The 24161-nt window shown below is 39.0% G+C and carries 16 protein-coding genes; 3 read left to right on the top strand and 13 right to left on the bottom strand.

The window, feature by feature from the left end; translation table 11 throughout:
• Window positions 1-126: 126 nt before the first annotated feature.
• The 9 genes from J1N10_RS05630 to J1N10_RS05585 all read right to left on the bottom strand — a co-directional run bounded on the left by J1N10_RS05630 (window position 127) and on the right by J1N10_RS05585 (window position 15716).
• Window positions 127-1485 (bottom strand): peptidylprolyl isomerase, encoded by a 1359-nt coding sequence (locus J1N10_RS05630; protein ID WP_262325703.1) that lies wholly within the window; start codon window positions 1483-1485, stop codon window positions 127-129.
• Between the two features lie 500 nt (window positions 1486-1985).
• Window positions 1986-2846: a hypothetical protein gene (locus J1N10_RS05625; RefSeq protein ID WP_262325702.1), complete on the bottom strand. Its 861-nt coding sequence runs from the start codon at window positions 2844-2846 to the stop codon at window positions 1986-1988.
• A 39-nt stretch (window positions 2847-2885) separates the two neighbouring features.
• Window positions 2886-4796 (bottom strand): peptidylprolyl isomerase, encoded by a 1911-nt coding sequence (locus J1N10_RS05620; RefSeq protein WP_316044918.1) that lies wholly within the window; start codon window positions 4794-4796, stop codon window positions 2886-2888.
• A gap of 252 nt (window positions 4797-5048) precedes the next feature.
• The gene (locus J1N10_RS05610) at window positions 5049-6368 is read right to left on the bottom strand and encodes a DUF3472 domain-containing protein (RefSeq protein WP_262325701.1); all 1320 of its coding nucleotides are present in this window, start codon (window positions 6366-6368) and stop codon (window positions 5049-5051) included.
• A gap of 104 nt (window positions 6369-6472) precedes the next feature.
• Window positions 6473-7963, bottom strand: coding sequence for a Gfo/Idh/MocA family protein (locus tag J1N10_RS05605; protein WP_262325700.1), 1491 nt, complete (start codon window positions 7961-7963; stop codon window positions 6473-6475).
• Between the two features lie 20 nt (window positions 7964-7983).
• Complete coding sequence (locus J1N10_RS05600; protein WP_262325699.1) at window positions 7984-9402, bottom strand: sulfatase family protein; 1419 nt, start codon at window positions 9400-9402, stop codon at window positions 7984-7986.
• A gap of 98 nt (window positions 9403-9500) precedes the next feature.
• Window positions 9501-11321 carry a RagB/SusD family nutrient uptake outer membrane protein gene (locus tag J1N10_RS05595; RefSeq protein ID WP_262325698.1) on the bottom strand — a complete coding sequence of 607 codons (1821 nt, stop codon included), beginning with the start codon at window positions 11319-11321 and terminating at the stop codon, window positions 9501-9503.
• 48 nt (window positions 11322-11369) lie between these two features.
• The gene (locus J1N10_RS05590; protein WP_262325697.1) at window positions 11370-14633 is read right to left on the bottom strand and encodes a SusC/RagA family TonB-linked outer membrane protein; all 3264 of its coding nucleotides are present in this window, start codon (window positions 14631-14633) and stop codon (window positions 11370-11372) included.
• A 72-nt stretch (window positions 14634-14705) separates the two neighbouring features.
• Window positions 14706-15716, bottom strand: a complete 1011-nt coding sequence (locus J1N10_RS05585) for a FecR family protein (protein WP_262325696.1) — start codon at window positions 15714-15716, stop codon at window positions 14706-14708.
• A 371-nt stretch (window positions 15717-16087) separates the two neighbouring features.
• Between J1N10_RS05585 and J1N10_RS05580 the strand changes: the two genes are divergently transcribed.
• Window positions 16088-17701 (top strand): ABC-F family ATP-binding cassette domain-containing protein, encoded by a 1614-nt coding sequence (locus J1N10_RS05580; RefSeq protein WP_262325695.1) that lies wholly within the window; start codon window positions 16088-16090, stop codon window positions 17699-17701.
• Between the two features lie 123 nt (window positions 17702-17824).
• Here the strand turns inward: J1N10_RS05580 and J1N10_RS05575 are convergent, their stop codons facing one another.
• The 3 genes from J1N10_RS05575 to J1N10_RS05565 are packed head-to-tail and all read right to left on the bottom strand — an operon-like array spanning window position 17825 to window position 19982.
• Window positions 17825-18085: a DUF4884 domain-containing protein gene (locus J1N10_RS05575; RefSeq protein WP_262325694.1), complete on the bottom strand. Its 261-nt coding sequence runs from the start codon at window positions 18083-18085 to the stop codon at window positions 17825-17827.
• A 36-nt stretch (window positions 18086-18121) separates the two neighbouring features.
• Entirely contained in the window at window positions 18122-19438 is a 1317-nt protein-coding gene (gene sov, locus J1N10_RS05570; protein ID WP_262325693.1) for a T9SS outer membrane translocon Sov/SprA, read from the bottom strand.
• A gap of 10 nt (window positions 19439-19448) precedes the next feature.
• The gene (locus J1N10_RS05565; protein ID WP_262325692.1) at window positions 19449-19982 is read right to left on the bottom strand and encodes a GNAT family N-acetyltransferase; all 534 of its coding nucleotides are present in this window, start codon (window positions 19980-19982) and stop codon (window positions 19449-19451) included.
• A 160-nt stretch (window positions 19983-20142) separates the two neighbouring features.
• On the opposite strand from J1N10_RS05565, the gene J1N10_RS05560 reads away from it, so the two are divergent.
• Window positions 20143-20877 carry a lysophospholipid acyltransferase family protein gene (locus tag J1N10_RS05560; RefSeq protein ID WP_262325691.1) on the top strand — a complete coding sequence of 245 codons (735 nt, stop codon included), beginning with the start codon at window positions 20143-20145 and terminating at the stop codon, window positions 20875-20877.
• A 121-nt stretch (window positions 20878-20998) separates the two neighbouring features.
• Window positions 20999-22771, top strand: a complete 1773-nt coding sequence (locus tag J1N10_RS05555) for a hypothetical protein (RefSeq protein ID WP_262325690.1) — start codon at window positions 20999-21001, stop codon at window positions 22769-22771.
• Between the two features lie 57 nt (window positions 22772-22828).
• Here the strand turns inward: J1N10_RS05555 and tilS are convergent, their stop codons facing one another.
• Window positions 22829-24157: a tRNA lysidine(34) synthetase TilS gene (gene tilS / locus J1N10_RS05550; RefSeq protein WP_262325689.1), complete on the bottom strand. Its 1329-nt coding sequence runs from the start codon at window positions 24155-24157 to the stop codon at window positions 22829-22831.
• Between the last annotated feature and the right edge of the window lie 4 nt (window positions 24158-24161).

Below are 24161 nucleotides of genomic sequence, written 5' to 3'. Positions count from 1 at the left end.
AGTCGATAACAATATAACGACCAGTTTTTAATGATTCTAAGTGAAGAGGCTTGCATGTATTCTGATTTATAGATAAAAAAACCTCGAAATGAATAATTCCGAGGTCTTCGTATAATTTGTTTTGAGTTATTCTTTTACCCAATTATCATATTCAAAGTCGCAATTAACCCAATTCTTATCGATGGTTATATACGTCTCAGCTTGCTTCTCTTTAATCCACTTATCAAGTGTCTCTTGTCTCATATTGTTTTCAAGCATCGACTGCAATAACTGGTAATCCTCTTTAAGATTAGCTTTATGAGGTTCTGATTTTCGTTTCAATTTTATCAAACGATAGGTTTCTTTTCCTTTTCGCTCATCAATCATAAAGAACGTTGGCGAAATATCGCCCTCTTTCATGCTTTGAAGTTCTTTATTAATAGCAACCGGAATATCGCTCATCTCAAAATTAGAAGCTCCCGTCTGAGGGTTAACCATTTGACCTCCACTGATACGCGAATCTTTATCCGTTGAAAAACGTAATGCGGCCTCTTCAAATGACATGGTTCCGTCTGTAATTAAACCTCTGATGGTATCCAGGCTGGCTTTTGCTTCTTTTTTGGCTTCTTCGCTAACTTTGGGCTTAATCAAAATATGGCGACAGTTAATACGCTCACCCTTACGGTCGATTAGCTGAATAATGTGAAAACCAAATTCCGTCTCTACAATTTTCGAGACTTTCTTTTTATCCTGAAGATTAAATGCGACACTAGCAAACTCAGGTACCAAACCCGAACGTGGCATCCAGCCAAGCTCACCACCTCGTGTTGCCGACCCTTTATCCTCAGAATATAACACTGCTAAGGTAGCAAAGTCACGTCCTTCATTCACTTGTTTCTGGAAATCACGCAACTGTGACTTGACGCGATCAATCTCTTTTTGTTCTACTTTAGGATGCAATACAATTTGTTGTAATTCATATTGAGATGGCACCATTGGCAAACTATCTTTTGGCAGGTTACGGTAATATCCTCGAATATCGGCCGTTGTAACATTAATATCTTTCGTAATTTCCTGCTGCATGCGTTGCGTTAGCATTTGTGTTCGCACCATCTCCATCTGGTCGCGTTTAATTTGCAACAGCGATTTATTAAAGTACTCTTCCAGTTTTTCTTTGTCACCAATCTGCTGAATAAAATAGTTAATACGCTGATCAACCTGGTTCACCACTTCGTTTTCACCAACCTCAACACTATCTAACTCAGCTTGATTTAACAATAACTTACTAATCAAAGCCTGCTCAAACAGATGGCATTTCAAATCACCCTGGTAGTTTGCTCCTTCCACTAAAGCCTGCTCATATTGGTGCTCAATATCCGACTTAAGAATGGCATTATCACCAACCACAGCAATCACCTCATCAATCACATTGTTTTGAGCCTGTAGTGTATTTAAAAAGAAAAATATTGAAAGTAGTAATGTGCTTATCTTAATGAATTGCTTCATATTCAAAAGTTTCTAAATCTTTATCATCTAATCATTCAGATGCATTGCCTGTTTATTATCTCTCCAATAATAATGCATCATTTAAGGCAAATGCAAACCTACATAATTTTTTGCTCCTATTGTAAATAGTTGTTCAATTTTTAGCTTTTAAAACAATTCTGTCTAAATTATATTGGCGCTTCGCCCAAACCCGACTTACTTTTTTAGCTTGACCTAAAAAACTAAGGAAAAAAGTTCAAGGCTTCACCCGCTTCATTCAAAAAACTACATTTGATTGACTGAAATTGATTAAACTCGTCTTTTTCCGTTCCTCCAAAAGACTCAAACAAAAATCAATTTTTAACCGTCAAGTCAAACTTGTTTTATGACTCACCGGCTGAGGCCGCTCAATATCACCAACACAAACTATTTGAACTGAATCACTTAGGACGCTATTATTATAAAAAGCTAATAATTAAAAATGATTTGCTACTAATTGCTGGCGACTAACCTGAGTTCGATTAAAAGAAAGTAATATTCTTGTTTTTTAAGGCTTCTTCGTACAAATCACTTTCCAACTGCTTAATAAACTCTAAACGTTTTTTATTTAGCAAAATGGCTTTAATTTTTGACTCAACAAACTCAAGGGGTGCCACTTCATTACCTAGCTTATATTCCTTTATCGACAGAAAATATTGATTCAACGAATCAGTGGTGTGATGATAGGTATTGTTTTTAATGAATCGCTCAGTTCTGTTGATACTTTCGGGCAAGTGCTTATTTATTTCATCAAAAGTCAACCAATGATCAAGGAATACCTCATATTTTTTGGCATTCTGAAAGCAATAAGCCTCCAGTTTCACCAGGTCTTCCGAATCATCGGAGCGGTATAATTTTTTTAACATGTCAATATTTGGTGCCGACTGAGGCACAATAACAAATACACCTTTAATAATGGGTTCTGATAACCGGAAGTTATCTTCCATGTCGGTGTAATATTTTCTTATCTCCGAGCCTGTAATTAACGGGCTGTATTTTTGCTCCAGCATCTTTTGCTGATACTGATGAATCAGCAACGAGCGACGGTACTCTTCCATCAATGCTGCTACATCTTTTTCTTCCGGAGTCAGGTTCAATTCGGCCTTTCCCAATAAAAGCTCTGAGCGAATCCATCGGTTAATATAATCTTGTGCAAATATGACACTGTCATCTTTTGATAAGCTATTGGGAACAGCATTCGACAACATGCCTTTGGTGAGAATCGTTTCGTTAATTTTAACCAATGGCTCTTCTTCTACAGAAGCACCATTTTTATTACAACTAACAATACTTAGCAGAGCCAAAATAGCTAGCACTGACATTCCGGTAGAGAATCTTTTCATTCTTTTAAAATTGTACTGACTTATTTCGGCTAAAGTAAATTATTGTTCATTAAAAACAAAAGTGTTAAGCTTAGGATTGTATTTTTGCTTAAGGTCTTTTATCCAGTTTTTCTCCAATTCTTCCTGATAATCTGAGATAACGCGACCGCGCACCTCATTTAAAGGCTGAATACTTTTTTCTTGCTTTTTTCCTACGGTAAGCAAATATGGATAAGTATTCTCTGCTGTTACCTTCTTAACCTTCCAAACCTGTTCATCTAACAGAGCTTCATCCCCTTTAAAAAAACGCCCTTCTTTTTCCATGACATTAGCTGCTAAGTCAGATGTTAACGAGTCAACCGGTAGTTTAGCATCCTTCTTAATCAGCTTCTTCAGCTGTTTGTATGTCGCTTTATTTTTACAATACAACAAACGTCCGTTAAAATGCTCATCTAACACATAATCATCTTTATGCGCTTCATAATACCTGGTTAAACCAAGGCTATCATTTGAGGCTTTATTCCATATTTCTTTTTGGCTTATCTCAAAAATCAACAAGCCATCGTGGTATTCATTCATTAAATATCTGAACTCAGGATATTTACTTTCAAGGTTAGCTTTTTCATATTCAATCAACTGATTACCTTCATAATCAGTCCATATTTGCGTAAAATTGGCTTCCGTTAACCCAGCCGGCGGCAAATTGAAAGGAAAAGCGTTATTGGCAAAGTCTGTTGAATTTATTTGCTGACCATCGAAAGAAGCCACTTGCAAACCAGCCTGACTCACCTGTTCAATAAAGGTGGCTTTTTCACCTTTACTGACTTTAACCACCAATGTTTTCAACTGCTTATAAGCTGCTTCATTCAGTGTGTAGTGATAGTCTTCTTTCAAACGTTCTATAGTCGCTTTCCTACCTGCAAAAGCGCGTTCGTCACGTTTAATCTTTTGCATAATTTCATCACGACATTTCTCTAGAGGCTTAACCGGACGAATATCAATTCGTTTAATGATGTGCCAGCCAAACTGTGTTTTAACAGGCTTTGAAAAATCACCGTTCTTCTCCAATGCAAAAGCGGCATCGCTAAATTCAGGCACCATACGACCGGTTCCAAACCAGGGCAGCTTACCATTGTTAGCAACCGTTTGCTTATCATCAGAGAACTGCGCTACCATGGCATTAAACGACTCCCCATTTATTAGCTTTTGATAAATAGAATCAATGGCAATTTTCGATTGGTTTTGAATAAGTTCACTGGCTTGATAGGGAAAAGCTTTCATGATGTGTGCCACCAATATCTCCCCTTTATTTTTACGCTTATCATGAACTTTAATCAGGTGGTAACCAAAAGCTGTACGAATAATGTCAGACACCTCTCCTACCGGTGTATTATAGGCAGCTTTTTCAAACGGATAAACCATCATAAATGCTCCAAAATACCCCAAACGCCCTTTATTGGGAGCCGACGGTCCTTCTGAAAGCTTTACAGCTAAGTCTTCAAAACCAGCCCCATTATCAAGCTGAGCTTTTATAGCAGCTATTTTTTTATAAGCTTTCAAAGTATCTTCGGGTGATGGTGACTTATCCAGCTTTATTAATATATGAGACGCATCTACCTCATAGAGCATGTGTTCATAAGCCTCCTTAACTACTTCATCGCTTGCTTTTTTATCTGTCAAATACGGTTTAGCCAGCTCGTTTCGATAATAGTTCAACTCTTGTTGAAACGAAGGTAGTGTATCATAGCCCTGAGCGATGGCCTCTTCTACTTTTAGTTTATAATTAACAAACAAATCAACATATTCGGTTTTGCTAACCGGTTCTTGTGTTAAGGCATTGTTTTTATCGTAGATATAATTGAATTCCTCCAACGAAAAGGTTTTCTCTCCTATCGTTAAAACGGTATTTTCCTGAGCCATTGCGCCAAAACTCACAAGCGCGATAATTATTAAGCTTAATAAACGATTCATTATTATGATGCTCTTTAGTGTTTATATCGTAGTTTCAAACGGATGTAAAAATAGTTTATTATTAGCATTGTCAAATAGTTTCGCGTTAGTTGCTTGTTGGCATGAGGCATTGACTTGCAAAATAATCAGTTACATCTAGCTAAATCATCTGAAATTGCTTAGGAATACTATTTGCCAAATCACAAAAATCCCCGGCGTCGCAGGGGAAGCAAGCACCGGGGATTAAGGTGAAAATTAAAAGAAAAATAGTCTTTAAGGCAATTTATTAAGGTCTATAACCGGTTGTTTTCCCAACGCAGTTCGTTTATGATAGCTATCTATCGGTGTTGTTTCGTTAAAGAAACCGCAATTTTGCATGAAGAAGGTATCATTTTCTACACCTCCTGCATAATCCATTCGCGATTCTTTTCGAGCTGTGGCATCAGCTGTAAACTTTGCTTCAGTCATCTCAAACCATTGACCATTGGTATCGCGCACCCATTGATTGCTATAGTAAGCCTTTCGACTAATGGCACCTGTTTCGGTGTGAAAATTCTCAAGGAATGAATACTGGCTGGTTAACCAGGTCTGAATTTTTGGTCGTTTAAAGCTGGCGATAAGTTTCCAGTCACTCAACTCGGGTCCTTTAAACCAAGCCGTATATTGCGTGTAACCGTCGTCCAACGGCTTTCCTTTTAATAAAAACTGGTAGGTATTATCTGCTATCCAATTGTATCTCCAATAGCTTTGTCCACCTGAGCCTTCGTTACCAAATTCACCGGTAGAAACATCATCTCCTTTTCGCACCAATTTTATTTTGTCTTCATCCGGTATTGAACTTGGATCGTCTGTATGATAAGGGCTCCAAACCGAAAATAAGACTCGACGTTCGTTTTCGGAATTTACCTGCATACCAAAATACCCTTCACCAAAACCATTGGTCATAAAGTAAGAACCAATCACATCCTCACCCTCCGGAACTGTTATTTCATTATAGAAATACTCAATATCAGAAGCTGCCTCAGGTACTTTATAGCTGAGGTGAACAGAAGGACCTCGACGCCCCCAGTAAAAATCTTCATTCACAAAGTACATTTTGCCCGAAGTTGCTTCTCCACCTAAAGTCAACCCACTAATATCGGCAAAAGTGTTACCCTCTTTGGAAACACCTTCAATCTCTACAAAATGATAGCCTGGTTCTGACACCTCAAAAGTGCCAACAAAATGATTGGCTGACTGATTTCCAGTTACGCTTACCTTTTTTGAAACACCTGCAACGGTGCATTTCAATTCCGAAACACCACTTACAACCTTGGCCTTAAGACCAACATGCAGCTGACCACCCTGAGGCAGTTTAAAGTAGATTCGATACTTATCAGCGTTATTATTCCAACTCTTTATTCCATCTTCTGAAATAGTTTGTTCGCCCTTAAAAGGGTCATTCACCACCCAGGTATTACCCCCGGCCGGTACTCGAATCGCCATCTCAGGGATGATCTTCTTATCTTCTCGATTATCATCTTTACTGCAACTTGAACACCCAATAACAAGCATACAAATAGCCATAAAGAATATATATGATACTATTTTCATCAATTGCGTTGTTTTATGTATAACCAACTTAATGAAACAATGGCTCTATTTTCCATTTGATAGAGCCACTGTTTAGAAGGTATATTGTCGTATTTAAATTGAATTTAACCGACTGACAGTTGATTCTCAGAATCGGCTTTCTTAAGGTTACGAACACCTGTTGTACCGCCGCCTTTAAGCGTTAATTCAACGGGCTTGTTCGTCTTCCACTTGCCACGGGTAAAATCAGGAATAGCAATTGGCTTAGAGCCATTTAAAATAGACCATTCGCTCAACGGCGTGATACAACTCCAGGCAGCCGCATCGTACACATCCATATCCATTGGAAGACCATTACGAAGACAATCAATCAGGCGCCAGTCCATCATAAAGTCCATACCACCATGACCACCAACTTGTTTGGCCATCTCTCCAATACGATTGACAATCTCAGGTGTGTATTTCTCCCATAGCTCTTTCATCTTCGCCTCATCGGCCACATCATGTCCAAAAGCAATATGCTGCAATGGCCATTTTTGAGCAAAACACTTGGTACCACTCAACATATGGATACGTGAATAAGGACGAGGCGAACTGATATCATGCTGTATCATCATGGTTCGTCCTTTAACTGTACGAATCATTTGCATATCCATGTTACCACGCATTTCTTTACCTATGAACTGTTGCAAGTCAGGTCGATCAGGTGCCAACTCTTTAATTCGTGCTGCTAACGTAAAATCGTCCGACATCATGGCTGTCAGGTAATCCATGCGATCACCACGGTTGATATCCATCGCCTGACAGATTGGTCCTAAACCATGAGTTGGATACACATTGGCTTTGCGCGTGTTTTCGTGCAAACGCCATAACTTATCATAGGCACCGTCGCCTCGTGGCTTATCGTCTTGTGGCTTATTAAAATGCCAATAATCTAAATCGTGAATGTAGGCACCCTCACCATGAACTAAATCACCAAATGCACCCTGACGAGCCATATTTAAAGTCAGTAGTTCGAAGAAATCGTAACAGCAGTTCTCAAGAATAACACAGTGTTTTTTGGTTTGCTCCGATACTTCCACCATTTCCCAACATTCATCCATGGTTTTAGCAGTCGACACCTCAACAGCCGCATGACTACCGCCACGCATAGCAGCCAAAGCTACCGGCACGTGCCATTCCCATGGTGTAGCAATGTACACCAAATCAACCAGGCCACTATCGCATAAAGCTTTAAAAGCAGTATCACTACCTGTAAACTCCTTGGCCTTTGGCAATCCGGCTTTCGCCAACGAAGCCTGAGCTCCATCTATAGCGGCCTGACGTGTATCGCACAAAGCAGTTACTTCAACACCTTCGATAAAGCCCATACGATCAACAGCTCCAATACCTCTATCACCAATACCAACAAAACCTACACGAACAGTGTCTAATTTAGGCGCAGCATAGCCACACATATTAAATTCCATCTTAGGTACACGCTCAGCATTTTCGCGTATATATGCAACTGCTTCTTTCTCTTTCGAACGTGTATTACATCCTGCCAGTGGAGCGGCAGCAGCTACTCCTGCTCCCAGCGCCATATTTTTTAAAAATGATCGTCTGTTTGTTGACATCCTAATAATATTTTTATTTTCTATAATTCTTTATGTTCTTTAATGGCTTTTTCAGCGTCTTGGCAAAGTCCCAATATTTTCTTCACGACTTTTGGATGCTGCGACGCTACATCTTTTTGTTCACCTAAATCATCATTTAGGTTGTATAAATACAATTCATTTTCGCCCTCCGGCTTGTATTTATTTTTAAAAACCAACTTCCAGTTTTGATACCGAACGCTCATTAAACCACCCCTGGCCCGATAGCCATATATAGCTTTATGGGGCGAAACAGCTCCTTCTTCCTGACGCATGAGCTTTTGAATATCTTTCCCGTCAATCGGGCGATCTGATGGTATTTTAGCGCCAGCAATATTCGCAAAAGTGGTGAATAAGTCCATGGCTGCTACGGGTTCATCGCAAGTGGTACCTGCCGGAATATTGTTAGGCCAAGTCATAATGCACGACACCCGTATACCGCCATCGTAGCGTTCCTGGTATTTCCCTTCGCGCAGGATGTGTTTTCGTTCTGGATCGGTAAAACCAAATTTTCCATAACAGTTTTCTAATTCCATGTCGCGATATATCAGTGGCCCGTTGTCCGACGAAAACACAATGATAGTGTTATCTTCAATGTTCAATCGCTCAAGGGTATTCAGTATGATTCCTACGGAGCGATCGAGGTATTCCACTGCATCGCCATAAGCGGCGGCTTCACTCTGTCCTTCAAATCCCTTTGGCACAAACCAGGGCGTATGTGTTTCAATATTGGCATATTGAAGGTAGAAAGGTTTCTCTTCTTTAACTGAGCGATAGATAAACTTACAAGCTTCACGCGTAAACAAAGCTGGCAACTCGGCTAAATCGTTGTTATCACAACGTTTAATAATTTGAGCCTGCTCAATTAATGGAATGGCAGGGTCACTGATTCCGCTAGGCCGCCATCCGCTGTTTCCAATACGCTCAGGGCCATGGTCGTTGGGATAAGGTATTCCTAAAAACTCATCAAAACCATGTACACAAGGCAAGTACTGCGGTAAGTGTCCCAAGTGCCATTTGCCATACAATCCTGTTTTATAGCCCTGCTCCTTTAGCAACTCGGTAATGGTTACTTCCATCTCATCTTCCAGTCCTGTTGTTGAATGAGGAAAAAGAACATATAATCCTTCTCCTTCATTTACCCGTGGTGCATATCGACCCGTTAACAAAGCAGCACGCGATGGAGTGCAAGTACCGTGCGGCGCATAGAAACTGGTAAATTTCATGCCCTTTGCAGCTAAAGCATCCAAGTTGGGCGTTGAAATATCTTTTGAGCCAAAACAACTTAGGTCATCAAAACCTACATCATCGGCAAGAATATGAATAATATTTGGTTGTTTATCAGTCTGTGCAAAACAATAGGAAGTATTAATACATAACATCATTATTAACACCAACCCAACTTTAGTTATATTATTCATGTTTAAACGTTTATAATAAATAAAGACTGCAACTATTCGTTCAGAGAGCGGAGTCGAATAATTCATCACGGCTCCGCTCTATAAACGATTTTGAATTCTTATGGATTTTGAATTAAGTCAGGTTGTGCCTGAATTTCCTTCTCAGGAAGGTACTCCACAATGTCGTACGATGTTGGTGCAATGGTATAATAAGGATCATTACCTCGAAGGTGAGTTCCCGGGTATTGACGATCCATTGTTAAACCATTTCGGAACACATCAAACTTACGGTGTCCTTCATAGGCCAACTCTAATCGACGCTCTTTTAATACTAAGTCTAATATTGACATATCAGCAGTGACATCAGAGGCTGTGTATTCTGCTTCAGCTCCAATAGCACGACGACGTATCTCATTCACATTGGTTAAAGCGCTTCCTAGATCTCCTTTTTTAGCAAAAGCCTCTGCTTTATTCAAGTACATCTCAGCATATCGCACCACAACTGGCGACCAAAGGTGCCCTTTGTTTTCCTGACCTGAACATTTTGTAATAAAATACTTTGGATACGTTTGACGTGTTGCCAACATTTTATTAATTCTCAGCTTAACAGGAGCATCCAATTGAGTGGTTGCACCAGTAGAGGTATTCACCATATACGGCGTTACACTATAATTAGTAACACCTGTCTTTGGATCCACTTCTGCAGTAATAGGCGATATTTCTGTAATGGTTTCATCCGTTCCATCACCATTGGTATCAATAGTCCATGTCTGAGTTAATGTGGTCATATCAGCACTCACCTGATCCTGGTGGAACAAAAAGCTATTGTATTTCTTAATATCCTCTGAAGCACCATCAGCATAAGCATTTAAACCATACCAAACACCGTATAGTTCTTCACTGCTTTCATCCTGCACCATAGCTGTTACAAAAGCAGCACGTGCATCGTCCGGCCATTCTTCAACAATATCACGATAGGTCACTGAGGCATATAGCTCACCCCATCCGGCACCTGTTAATGAAGCATTACCTTGTGCATCAACAGCTGCATACATTCCCGGGAACGTATACCAATCGTCCCACTGCCCGGTATTATCAGCTCCATCAACATAGCGCAATGCAAAGATTGTTTCGCCGTTTTCATCCGGTGTGAATTTTGGATACTTTTTAAAGTTCTCTTTCGACAATAAATGATAGCGACCTGAATTAATTACTTTATCAGCATACTCAATAGCCAAATCATTTTCTTCCATGTATAAATACACCCTTGACAATAAAGCCTGTGCAGACTCTTTAGTTGCATAACTAGCTGTCTTCTCAATGGACATTAACTCTTCGGCCTTTTTTAAATCGCTTACAACCTGAGCATAGCAATCTTTCACGGAAGAACGAATAGGCTGGTCGTTAACATCAGTTGTTAGTTTTAAAGGCACACCCAAATTAGAAACCGGATCCTGGTTATAAGGACGTCCAAACACATTGGTTAAGTAGAAATACACCATACCTCTTAAGAAATAATTAGAACCAATCATATGGTCAATTTCCTCAGATACACCTTCTTCCGCTCTTTCAATAACTGTATTACAACCTACAATTGTTTTATACGATGATGTCCAAACAGCTTGCTTACGATAACCTGTTGTCTGACGCTTGTAGTTATAGATAAACATTAACGGGTCAGTAGTACTTCCACTCAAGGCCACGTTATCGCCAGGATATTCGGCGAAACGGTAAAAGTTATTCACCCACGAATAGCCATCGGCAATTCCTTTACCTTTTAATATGGCATAGTTTCCTAATGTTAATGCTTCCAATGCATTACCCGACGAATAAACATCGTCCTTTTCGATTGACTCAAATGGTGTTCTATCTAATTCACAGCTAAAAAGCCCCATAATAATGGCAGGAATCAGCAACCATGTATATATTTTCTTATTCATTTGTTTAATCTTTTTTGTTACCAACTTGATTAATGCTAATTCTACGTATTAGAATGTTACACTTACGCCAAACATAAAGCGTTGTGGAATGGCATAATCATCATAAGCATCGCCAGTTCCTTCTTCACCTACTTCAGGATCAATACCCGAGTAGTCGGTGAATGTCAATAAGTTTTCAGCTGAAACATAAACACTCATGTTCTTGATAAACTCAACATTTTTAATATTACCCAATCGATAATTAAGCGTTACGTTTCTTAAGCGCAGGTAGCTACCATCTTCGATGTAACGCGATGATGTTTTGTTCGATAAGCTGTTACCTCCGTTATAAGGTTGTGGGTGTGTTGCAATATCACCTGGTTTTTCCCAACGGCTCCATCCATCAGCCAAAGACATGGCATTAAAGGTTGAATAGGCTCCATCGTTATCGTACAATTCACGAGCATAGTGGTAAATATCAATTCCCGATACATAATCCAGGTTCATCAGTAATGACAAGTTTTTATAACTCATGGTTGAGTTAATACCGCCAAAGAAATCAGGTGTTGAAGTACCTACTTTTTGTAAAGCGGCCTTGTTATAGTCTGACGTCAGGCTCACATTACCATCCTCGTCAATGGTTTCCCACTGTGGCGTACCATCATCCGCGTTAACACCCATCCACTTACGCATATACCAGGTATCTACATCTTCGCCAACACTTCTGATTTTATTACCCGAAATAATGTCGTTACCTTCATACAACTCGGTAATCTCGTTGCGGTTAACACCAATATTAGCATCAATTCTCCACTCAAATCCATCAGAAGAAGAACGGATAATATCTGCTCCAAATACCATTTCAAAACCTGTATTCTTAACTGCTCCAACATTCTCCCAGTAACCTGAGAATCCAGATGTAGCAGGTAATGTTACATAATAAAGAAGGTCTTTAGTATCCTTAATGTAATACTCCAAGCTGATATCAAATCGGTTATACACTCTGGCATCCAACGCAAAGTTAGTACTTTGGGTCTTTTCCCAAGTTAAATCGTCGTTACCCAACTGGTCTGCTGAAATAACAGGAACCTTATTGTACTGATTGGTAATAGAGTATAATTCTTTGCTAGGATAGTAAGTTCCATTCAAGCTATTTGGATCAGATGGTGTATTTCCTAACACTCCATAACTAGCCCTAAATTTCAACACATTTACATTCTCAACATTGAAGAAATCCTCGTTGTGAATGTTCCAACCGGCACTAAATGAATAGAAGTTACCAAACTGCGTATCCTTACCAAACTTAGACGAACCATCGCGACGGAACGAGAATTGAGCCATGTAACGTGATCCATAGGTATAGTTGGCATTAAACAGGTATGATTTAAAAGCATAACCGGCTTTTGTACCTTCAATGTTCTTCATTTCAGAACCACCGTTTAAGATTTCAGTACCCGAAACAATACCCTTTTGTTGAGCATAAGTTGTAGAATACTCAAAGTCGTTAAATTCGTAAGCTACTAATCCTGTCAGGTAATGCTCACCAAAACCTTTTTGGTAACGTAACAACTGGTTGGTAAAACGATTCAAGCTTTTGTAATGATAATTGGCAACGTTACCAACATCATTGCGACCAATTGTTGATTGAGGATCAGTATAATCTGTTCTATTATGGTGTTGATAATCGAAACTGTTGGAAGAAACGAATGTTAATCCTTCAGCCAGCTTTATATCAAATCCCATGTATGGAGATAAACGTAATTCAGATGTTTCTGAATAATTCCATTGTAAATTGTAGATAGAGTTACTCTTATCACGGCCAATCCATCCTGAATCTGGGTCAGTAGGGTCAATAATATTACCCTCATCATCGCGCGGACGATCATATGGCATATTAAGGAACATCTCGCCAACACTTTGTTGCTCATCCATAATATCGCGATAAGTAAAACCTAGTTTTGGATGTAATGTCAACCAAGGTTTGATGTCGTAGTCAATATTCATGCGACCCGAATAGCGTGTGTAGTCGTAACCTTTCACAGCACCACTCTCGTCATAAATATTACCTGAGATATAAGTTCTTAACTTTTCGTTACCACCTGAAAATGAAATACCATAATCCTGCACAACCCCTAATTTAGTTCCTTCTTTAAACCAATCGGTATTACGTGCTTGTGCTTCCTCGGTAAACCAATCTAGGTCGGCATATCCATTGGCAAATGATTTAATGTAGTTAGTCATCTCGGTGTTGTTCATCATCTTAAAATTACCCAACGATAATTTAGTAACACCTGTTTTTACAGCCACATTTATCTGGTCGCTACCTTGTTTAGCCGATCGCGTTGTCACTAAAATAACACCGTTGGCAGCACGCGAACCATACAAAGCAGTAGCCGATGCATCTTTTAAGATAGATGTTGACTCAATATCTTCAGGGTTTAGCTGCGGAGCTTCGGCCTGAATAACACCATCAACCACCCACAAAGGATCAACACTACCACTTAAAGTTGATTTACCACGAATACGGATTTTTGGAGCAGAACCAGGGCGACCTGACCCTTGCGAAACAAATACACCAGCAGCTTTACCTTGAAGCAAATTACCAACGTTTGGTGAAGTGATGCCTTTCATATCTTCGGTATCAAGGTTAGTGACCGAACCTGTCAAGTTCGACTTTTTCTGGATTCCATAACCTACCACCACAACTTCATCAACCTCTTCGTAAGCCGACATTAAGGTGATATCGATATTGGTTTGGCCTGCAAAAGCAACTTCCTGACTTTCCATTCCAATAAATGAGAAAACAATTGTTTGGGCGTCATTAGGCACTTTTAGTTCGTAACGGCCCTCAATATCAGTAATGGTTCCTACAGTGTTATCAGCTTTTAAATAAACTGCAGCACCGGGAAGCGGATCGCCTGAAGCATCAACCACTTTACCTTTAATGACTTTTTCATCTTGCTGAATGTCAGTAGCTGATTTTGGTGCCGATGGTGTTATAATCACCAAGTCACCTTCTTTTACTGTGAAATAAATATCTGTTCCAGCAAACGCTTCTTTTAATATGGATTCCAACTCGGCGTTTCGTTTGCTGATGTTGATTTTCTTGTTAACATCCACCAAATCCGTTTTATATAAAAAACGGTAAGAACTTTGTTTTTCAATAACATTAAAAACCTCTTCTAACGATGCATTTTTCAGCACCACATTGAGTCTTTCTTGCTGTCGGGCAAAAACATTTGTGCCAGATAACAGCATGCTTGCAATCAGCAAAGCTGTGACTTTCCATCTGTTAACAGACGTTAAAGCGCTTTTTAATCTGTTTTTTTTCATAAATTTGTTATTAATATTAAGAACTAGAACGAGCATCTTTTTCTCCGGCCAGGGATTTGGGTGCTCATTTTTTTAATAGTTTTTCTTTGCTGTAATTTTAATCTTACGGCCTGATGACTCCACATTGAAAGGTGTAGCAATCGCAAAATTATTCATCACTGCCCACACGGTTTCTTCGTTAATTTCACCGGTATACTTTTCAAACTTCAAGCTTTCATCAATTTCTATTTCCACATCATACTGACGCTCAATCTTTTTAGCCAGCAAGTAAAAAGGCATGTCTTTAAAGGAAATAACACCTTGTTTCCACGATGAAGCTTTATCTGTTTTTACAGTTTCCTGCACTTTAAAAACTCCACTCGATTTATGGTAATATGCGGTTTCTCCAGGCTTCAGGTAAGTCCCATTTACCTTATTATTGTTGGCACCTGCAAAGCGAATTTTTCCTTCATCCAAAATAGTTGTCACCATTTCTTCGTCCGGATAACACGATAAATCGAAACTCGTACCCAACACCTCTATGTTAATGCTTTCGGTTTTGACAATGAATGGATGTTCAGAATCATGTTTTACATTAAAATAGGCCTCACCAGCCAAATCCAACTGTCGATTGGAAGCAGAAAAATTAGATGGAATTCTTAATTTGGTATCAGCATTAATTGTTATATGTGTTCCATCGGGCAAGGTTAATTCCGACTTTTCTCCTTTTGGCACGTATGTTTCTGTATAAAACACTTCAGTCTCCTGATTCAAAGTTGATTGATTCAACATCACGGCAACACTTCCCAATAACAAAGCAAACATAACCACTGCTGCAATTTTATAGGCATTCAATCGAAATGTCAACCGATGCGTATGCTGCTCGTCTTCTTTTCGCCTGTTAAGGCGATATAAAAAAAGATTCGAATCATTTTCAGCGCTTTTATCTTTCTGACTTAAAGAGGTCGATACTGCCCAAAGATTTTTTTGTTTGATAAACTCCCTTTTAAGCTCCTTATCTTCTTCCAAAGCGTTGTAAAAGCGTTGCTTATCGCTTTCACTCATTCGATTCGACAGGTATTGTATGATGTGTTCTTGCTTCACGTTTTTATTTTTCTTCGCTTATTCATAGGTATAACACGCAACTATTGGATACCCCCCATGGAAAAATTGATTTTTTTTAAAGTTTTTTAAGATAGCTACACATCGCCCTCATTTAATGATATTTATATCATTTATTTTTTTTTAGCAATAAACTTAATTAAACAGCTCTTCTACCCCAATTATTGAACACACACCCTAATCTGAGTAAATAACAACTATAATTTCCATACAACTTCCTTAACGACCTTCAAATTGAATATCAGTCATTCAAATATCCAAAATCGTTATGCCAATCACTTTTTTTAACATTACGAAAACAGCTATTCCAACAATTCTTTCTACTTTTGCGCCCTGAAAAATCGAGTTGCAACATGATTACAGTTTCTGATTTAGCCATTCAATTCGGCAAAAAACCTTTATTCTCAGACGTTAACCTAAAGTTTACGCCTGGCAATTGTTATGGACTAATTGGTGCCAACGGTGCTGGTAAATCTACTTTTCTTCGCATTTTATCGGGCGAGTTAGATTCGACACGAGGTAATGTTAAGATGGAGCCGGGCGAACGCCTCTCTGTTTTAAAGCAGGACCACTATGCTTATGATGAATTTACAGTTCTAAATACTGTGATGATGGGGCATAAAGAGTTGTGGGAACTGATGCAGGAAAAAAATGCCTTGTACATGAAGGAAGACTTCAGCGAAGAAGATGGTATGAAAGCCGCTAAGCTGGAAGACGAATTTGCTGCCATGGACGGATGGAACGCAGAAAGTGATGCAGCAGAGCTATTAAGTGGTCTTGGCATTAAAGAAAGCTTGCACCACCAGGAGATGAAAAATCTGACGGGTAAGGAAAAAGTTCGTGTTCTTTTGGCACAGGCACTTTTTGGCAACCCTGATAACTTGCTACTCGATGAGCCTACCAACGACCTGGATCTTGAAACGGTTCTTTGGTTAGAAAACTATTTGGCCAACTTTGAAAATACGGTGATTGTTGTTTCTCACGACCGTCACTTCCTTGATAATGTTTGTACCGATATTGTTGATATTGACTTCAATAAAATTCGCATGTTCTCTGGTAACTATTCGTTCTGGTACGAATCGAGCCAGTTAGCAGCCCGTCAGCAAGCGGCTCAAAACAAAAAAGCCGAAGAGAAGAAAAAAGAACTTCAGGAGTTTATTTCACGCTTTAGTGCCAACGTGGCAAAAAGTAAGCAAACCACCAGCCGCAAGAAGATGTTGGATAAACTGAATGTTACTGAGATTCAACCTTCGACCCGACGTTATCCTGGTATTATTTTTCAACCTTCGCGTCCTGCGGGCGACCAGATATTACGCGTTGAAGATTTAAGTTACTCCATTGATGGAGAAGTGATGTTTAAAGACGTGACTTTTAACATCGAAAGAGATGAAAAAGTCGTGTTTATTTCGCGTGATAACCGCGCTGTAACGGCTTTCTTCCAGATTATCAATGGTGAGAAAGAAGCAGAAACAGGTAACTTTGAATGGGGACAAACCATTACAAGTGCCTACCTGCCGATGGACAATACAGAGTATTTCCAGAAAGAGATTAAACTTTATGACTGGTTAGGTCAGTTTGCCAAAGACACCTCAGAAGATTACATGCGTAGCTTCCTTGGTAAAATGTTATTCTCTAACGATGACATTGAAAAGAAAGCAACCGTACTTTCCGGAGGTGAAAAAATGCGATGCATGATTGCCCGCATGATGATGGAAGAGCCCAATGTGTTGATATTGGATCACCCAACCAACCATTTGGATTTGGAATCCATCCAGGCCTTTAACAACAACATGAAATCATTCCCGGGGCAAATTTTAATGGCCTCGCATGACCATGAATTTATTCGCACAACTTGTGGACGTGTTATTGAATTAACACCAAACGGTATTGTTGATAAATTAATGGATTTTGAAGAGTACCTGTCTGACGATAGTATTAAAGCAGTTCGCGAAAGCAAATACAACTAAGCACACAACAAACCGATATAATTTACAATTAAGGGAAAGGGGTAAAAGTAGCTATTTACCCCTTTTGTTTTATCTGTTACTCACCCTAACACAAGCAACAACTTCCTCTTTTTCTCCAAATAACTATTGCGTTCTTACAGTATTAGTTATTACAGTAGAATCATTTGGAATTACAGTAACGTCACTGTTTATGGTCGTAAAGTAAACATATCGGCCATCATCGTAAAAGCGATAAACTTTGCAACCATCGTGCTCAAACAAATAGGAAATCTGGTAATCAGCATTATTTTCAGCTGGCGCATAACTGATTGGCTGTTGAACAGTGCACGCATGCACAAAACAAGCTATAATAATCAGGCAAATGGTGTATATAAGCTTTTTCATAATTAATAGATAAAGGGTTAATAGTCGAAAAAATAATTACTCACTCAATTTCAAATCAACTAATCTGAGAATAACAGATGAATTAAACCCGGTTAGATATAATCGAATAAACTTCATCTCATTTTTAGAAACACTTCCTCCAACATTGCTGCTAGGTTGATCTATTGGAATTCGAAAGTGATAGAACTTAACCTTACGACCATAAAAATCATCAACATCAGAATAAACTATGTCATCAATATAGTTTTTGTCTATTTCAAACTGCTGAGCATTAATATTTATTTCAAACTCATTGTAACGCTCCTCTGTTGACAATTGTCCGTCATCATTCAAATCTTCCTTATCAGGGAAATTACTTTTAGGTGTAGTATATAAAAATGAATTCCCATCTGGACCGCAATAATCTTTGTACCTATCTACAATTGATAATTCTTTTTGGTCATAATCGTTACCTAAAAAGTAATGGTAATTATCTGAAGATGGGTCACTCTTTAGCTTATCAAATGCATCATTACTAATTTTATTCTCAATCGCATTCGTAAAATCACTAAAAAAACTTGCTTCTTCCTCAGCGTTACCTAGTCCATCGAAACCTACATCCTGCTTCATTCTTTTATTACTATCGTCAAATTGAGATACATTGAAGTTTTGAACAATATAGCCCCAGGTTGATAAGACTTTACTAAGATTAGGCTCTACATATAAAGCTAATTCAGACGATGCCAAATTATCCTTTAAAATATCTTCTGAAACAAGCCCAAGGTTAATGCACATTTTGCCACTCATTGATGCGTTTTCATTACTAGTAAAAGGTTCCATCATCCAAAACTCAATAAACCGCTCATTTTCTTTTATTTTAATGGATTGCATCATACCACCCCAACGCTGTTCTGGTTGTTTTAAAGTACCATTAAAATTAACATTATGACTATCATAATTATATGGCCCTCGCTCACTTGGATAAAAAGCAATATTTAAACATGCTATTGTTGAAGGTTGACCATAAGCCACTTCTCTTTCTGGATATAACTCTTGTTCATAAATCTCTCTTGATAAATGGTGCATACGTTGCTCTTCATCTACTGCAATATGTGCAGGCATAGTTGCGTTTTCCTGATGAAAAACATGATGCTCAACATTATAAAATGAAATTTTTGAGCGATTAAAACCATATGTAAGATCATTTAAAAGATTTGATTCTTCAAAGCGCGCTGGCGTGCTTGATAAGCTCCAATAAACATCCGCAACTAATTGCGTTGTAACATCTATCGGATCATTGGGTTTTATTCCTTTATTTCCATTATCACAGGCAAATAGGAATATTACAAGCAGCAGTTCAATAATATATTTCATCTCTTATTACCTAGTCATTTTTAAGTTTGCTAAATATCTCCAAATCATAATAGGTATGTTCATCAACACGCTCGCCTGCGCGCTCTATTCCCTCAAATGCAAATCCTAAGCGTTTTGGTACTTTCCTACTGGCATCGTTACCTACTGCACATTTTATCTGCACACGATTAATAACTAGCTTTTTAAAGGCGTAACTACACAAATAACCTACGCACAGTGTTACAATTCCCTTCTTTTGAAACGGCTCAGATAACCAATAGCCTAATTCCGTTTTGGAGTTTATCCGGTCAGTGGCTTTAAATCCAACTAAACCAGCAAAATCACCATTATACCATATTGTAAATATCAGTTCTCTTTGACTAACAGAAAGGTTGGCAACAGAAGTTATAAAAGCTTCGGTATCACTTTGTGATTGCGTGTGTCTCACAAAGGGCAACCATTGTCCAAGATAATCACGCTGTGCATCAATCGTATTATAAACAACAGATGCATCTTTGAAATCAATCTCGCGAAGCTGAATTTTGGGCGTAATGTCTAATATCATAATGTTAAGTTAGGAAAAGGCAAGGTACATATTCTTTCACAAATTAAATCTACTCCTCCAAGGCATCATTACCATGAATCGTTTAGAATTAACTACACAACTTTAATATTAGCTGTTTTTTTCGTTTTTTTGCCACTCATAAAATTATAAACACGCAGAAATGAAAAAGATACTTGGCTACATATTTACGCCCATTTTTCACCTATACTTTGGCTTGGTACTGGTTATATTTCACCTTCCTCAAGTCATTGCCCACAAGTTATTCGGCGATAATGCCAGGCGAAAGGTAGTTGACACGCTTAATTACTTTTTAGTAAAAGGATTATACCTGATGGGTTGCCGAATTAAGTTTTCTGGCTTTGACAACCTGCCTGAAGACCGCCCCATTGTTATCGTTTCTAACCACCAAAGCCTATATGACATACCAGCCGTGGTTCACGGATTCAGAAAACACTATCCTAAATTTATATCAAAGATTGAATTAGGCAAAAACCTGCCAAGTATTTCATATAACCTGGTGCACGGTAAATCGGCCTTAATTGATCGTGCCAACGGCTCTCAATCCATCAAGGAAATTTTTAAACTTGGGCGTTTAATTCAAGCTAATAATTATGCAGCTTGCATTTTCCCCGAAGGCACCAGAAGTAAAAACGGCCGGGTAAAACAGTTTAAAACACCAGGCATCAACACCCTTTTGAGGGCAGCACCTGATGCGGTTATAGTTCCATTTGTTATCGACGGACATAGTCGAATGATGTATAAAGGAATGTTTCCTCTAAAATTTGGAGAAAAAATTTCGTATAAAGCTCTTGCGCCTATTGAGCCCAAAGGGAAAGATATAGAACAGTTGGTAGCTGATATTCAGCTTTTAATTAAAAAAGAATTAAACCAATAGTATCGAATAAACGAAGTTTTCGTTCTAAAATACTGAAAAACATTAAGAAACGACCTCTGAGTCGTTTTTTTTGTACCATTTATTGCCGTATCTTCGGTACTTTAATTAACCATAATTATCAATGGACATATTGAACAAACACACATTTCACATCCCCGTACTCGGATTGGGCTATACTCTTGATACGCCTATTAATGTGGCTCCTTATGGCATTTCATCAGTTATTTCACTGGTTGATGATAAGTTAATGGAACAAATGCGCGAGTTTTACTGCGAAAAATTTGACCTGCCATTCAAAGCCATTTCAGAGAAGGTGGAAGATTTCAGAGCTAAACGTATCACATCGTATCTGAATATGGTGGATGATATTGTTAGCAAAAAAGTGACAGATTTAAAAAAGGTGGCACACGATAAAAGTGAAGAGCTGGAAAAGTATTTCGACATGTTACCCGATTTGGCATCTATCAAAGAGAAGTTTAATCTAGCGGAGAAAAGCCGTCAGCTTAAAGAAGAGGTAGGCAATTGGATACAGGAACATTTACCAATTGGAGATATCGATGTCAACATCATGACTAAGTTGGACAAAGTTAACTCCAAAGATGGTGAGGAGTTGCCAATTGAATACAATGATGCACATGCTGCAGTAAGAGGCTTTGCTAACAGCCAATTGAATTCTTCGTTAGTTCTGTCGGCAGGTATGAGTCCCCGACTATACAGCTACCTGGAGAGGTTTAAAGATTTCTTCCCCGACATGAACGGCGATCTCAAAAAGAAAATCATACTTAAAGTAAGTGATTTCCGCTCTGCCCTAGTGCAAGGAAAAATGCTGGCTGCTAAAGGCCTTTGGGTTTCTGAATATCGCATTGAAAGCGGCGTTAACTGTGGAGGCCACGCCTTCCCAACTAACGGTGTTTTATTCGGTCCTATTTTAGATGAATTCCGAAAAAACCGCGATAAATTGCTTGAAACCTGTAAAGGTGTTTACGAATCGGCATTGGCTAAGAAAGAGATACAAGCACCAACTGAAGTACCAAACATTAAAGTGACGGCACAAGGTGGTGTGGGCACCAACGAAGAGCATAACTTTTTGATGGAACATTACCAGATGGATGGTGTCGGCTGGGGAACACCATTTATGCTAGTTCCTGAAGCTATTAGCATCGACACTAAAACATTGGATTTGCTTAAAAATGCTAAAGAGAAGGATTTATACTTCAGCGGACTTTCGCCATTAGGAGTACCTTTCAACAGTGTTAAATGGGCCAGCATGAGCGAGCAACGTTTGGCAAATGCTGAAAATGGCATCCACGGCATGCCATGTACCAAGCAGTTTTTGAAATACAACACTGAATTTACCGAAAAACCTATTTGCACAGCTTCGAAGCAATATAAGAATAAGAAACTTACTGAATTAAGTGAGCAAAACCTTTCTGCTGAAGCCTATCAGGAAGCCTACGACGATATTACTGAAAAAGAGTGCTTGTGTGTTGGTTTGGGTATTTCTTTGCTTGAATCAAAAGGCATTGAGGTTGGCCCAACCGATAAAGTAACGGTGTGCCCCGGCCCCAACCTGGCTTACTTTTCAAAAGAAGCAAGTTTGAAAGAGATGGTTGACCACATTTATGGCCGCACCAACTTGTTGGATAAACGTCATCGTCCGCATATGTTCACCAAAGAGTTGGGCATGTACCTCGACATCTTCAAAAAACGCGTTGAGAGTTTTCTATCAACACCCGACGATGCGAAGGAAAAGAAACAATTAACCGCTTTCCAAAAGAATATTACCGAGGGGGTTAATTACTACTTCGATTTATTTAAAGAAAAAAAGAAAGAGGTCATAACGGAGATTGAGCAGTTAATCAGTCAATATCCAATGCTGAAAAAGGAATTATAAACTTCATACAGGCCTTAAGGTTTCAAAACCTTAAGGTCTTTTTTTGAAATAATAGTATTATTTCAATTCTATTTCCAATATACGCTTGGTTCTGTTTGTTACCTTAAAACGGTCGTCGATGCGGCTGTTAAGCACCCAAACGATAGCTTCGCCACTCACCATCAACCAGGCATCTTCTTTATCTTTCAGGCTATATTTTTCATCGATAAAAAAATCGCTGACTTTTTTAAATCCTTTCATCCCCAAGGGCATAAAAGCATCACCGGTTTTCCATTTGCGCACCAGCAAAGGCAAATCTACCATATCGGCATCCAAATGTATCAGCTGTGAATGACGCGAAAATTGAAAGTCGTTCGGTTTAGTATAAATCCTGACATCGATGGCTAATTCCGACTTGTTTTCACCCTCTTCAATCCAAAAATACTGAACACCAACTTCTTCAACAGGAAGAACCAGCAGATTATGGCGGTCTTTAATCAAGCGATGAGTCTCGCTGAAGAACTGCTTACCCGACAAGCCATGCAAGTGACTAATCACTTCCCGAACCACCGACGGATTAAAACCATAAGGGCGCAACACTTCAAACAACAAGGAAGCAAAATGAGGATAATTTTCCAGCTTTGAAATGGGGATAATCAATTTATTATCTTCATCCACCACATCGGTTGAGACAAAACGCTCCACTTCACTTTCCAACATCAGCTCGGCATCTTTCAGGTGAGCCAGGTTGGATTGCATGGTTTCAAAAAAGGCCGGGTTAATCGACTCTAGAATCGGCACTATTTCATGACGAATTTTATTGCGGATAAACTTTGTATCGTCATTCGACGCATCATGACAGTAATTGATTTGATGCTGATCGCAGTAAGCTTCAATCTCGGATCTGGTATAATCGAGTAAGGGCCTGACGATATTCCCAAAGCGAAAATTAATACCACTCAAACCTCGCAAACCACTTCCGCGTACCAGGTTTAAAAAGAATGTTTCAATGGAGTCATTGCCATGGTGGCCTGTAACCACTGCTTGAAAGCTGTACTGGTCAATCAATGATTGAAACCAATCGTAGCGCAACTCACGGGCGGCCATTTCAATTGAAATCTTCTGCTCTTGTGCAAATGCGGTTGTATCAAGTGAGGTTTGATAAAGCTGAATGTTATTGAGTGCACAATAATCCGAAACCAGTTGCTCATCCGCATCAGACTCAGCGCCACGCAACTGAAAGTTACAATGTGCGGCAGCCAGCTCAAAACCATTCTGATGCAATAAATGCAATAATGCCATCGAATCAGCTCCTCCGCTCACTGCCACCAACAAGGTATCAGAAGATGAAATCTGACATTTATCTTCTAACACTTTCAACACAGAACGCGAATTTAGCTTCTCCATATGT

The sequence above is a fragment of the Carboxylicivirga litoralis genome (assembly GCF_025499605.1).
Classification (GTDB): Bacteria; Bacteroidota; Bacteroidia; order Bacteroidales; family Marinilabiliaceae; genus Carboxylicivirga; species Carboxylicivirga litoralis.
Note: the sequence above shows the minus strand (reverse complement) of the source record. Positions and strands in the feature narration are given on the sequence as shown.

Bases quoted from the DNA above. Each gene is read 5' to 3' on its own strand.
- J1N10_RS05620 (WP_316044918.1), bottom strand. From the start codon at position 4,796: ATGAATCGTTTATTAAGCTTAATAATTATCGCGCTTGTGAGTTTTGGC.
- J1N10_RS05590 (WP_262325697.1), bottom strand. From the start codon at position 14,633: ATGAAAAAAAACAGATTAAAAAGCGCTTTAACGTCTGTTAACAGATGG.
- J1N10_RS05605 (WP_262325700.1), bottom strand. From the start codon at position 7,963: ATGTCAACAAACAGACGATCATTTTTAAAAAATATGGCGCTGGGAGCA.
- tilS (WP_262325689.1), bottom strand. From the start codon at position 24,157: ATGGAGAAGCTAAATTCGCGTTCTGTGTTGAAAGTGTTAGAAGATAAA.
- J1N10_RS05560 (WP_262325691.1), top strand. From the start codon at position 20,143: ATGAAAAAGATACTTGGCTACATATTTACGCCCATTTTTCACCTATAC.
- sov (WP_262325693.1), bottom strand. From the start codon at position 19,438: ATGAAATATATTATTGAACTGCTGCTTGTAATATTCCTATTTGCCTGT.
- J1N10_RS05555 (WP_262325690.1), top strand. From the start codon at position 20,999: ATGGACATATTGAACAAACACACATTTCACATCCCCGTACTCGGATTG.
- J1N10_RS05600 (WP_262325699.1), bottom strand. From the start codon at position 9,402: ATGAATAATATAACTAAAGTTGGGTTGGTGTTAATAATGATGTTATGT.
- J1N10_RS05630 (WP_262325703.1), bottom strand. From the start codon at position 1,485: ATGAAGCAATTCATTAAGATAAGCACATTACTACTTTCAATATTTTTC.
- J1N10_RS05575 (WP_262325694.1), bottom strand. From the start codon at position 18,085: ATGAAAAAGCTTATATACACCATTTGCCTGATTATTATAGCTTGTTTT.
- J1N10_RS05580 (WP_262325695.1), top strand. From the start codon at position 16,088: ATGATTACAGTTTCTGATTTAGCCATTCAATTCGGCAAAAAACCTTTA.
- J1N10_RS05625 (WP_262325702.1), bottom strand. From the start codon at position 2,846: ATGAAAAGATTCTCTACCGGAATGTCAGTGCTAGCTATTTTGGCTCTG.
- J1N10_RS05595 (WP_262325698.1), bottom strand. From the start codon at position 11,321: ATGAATAAGAAAATATATACATGGTTGCTGATTCCTGCCATTATTATG.
- J1N10_RS05565 (WP_262325692.1), bottom strand. From the start codon at position 19,982: ATGATATTAGACATTACGCCCAAAATTCAGCTTCGCGAGATTGATTTC.
- J1N10_RS05610 (WP_262325701.1), bottom strand. From the start codon at position 6,368: ATGAAAATAGTATCATATATATTCTTTATGGCTATTTGTATGCTTGTT.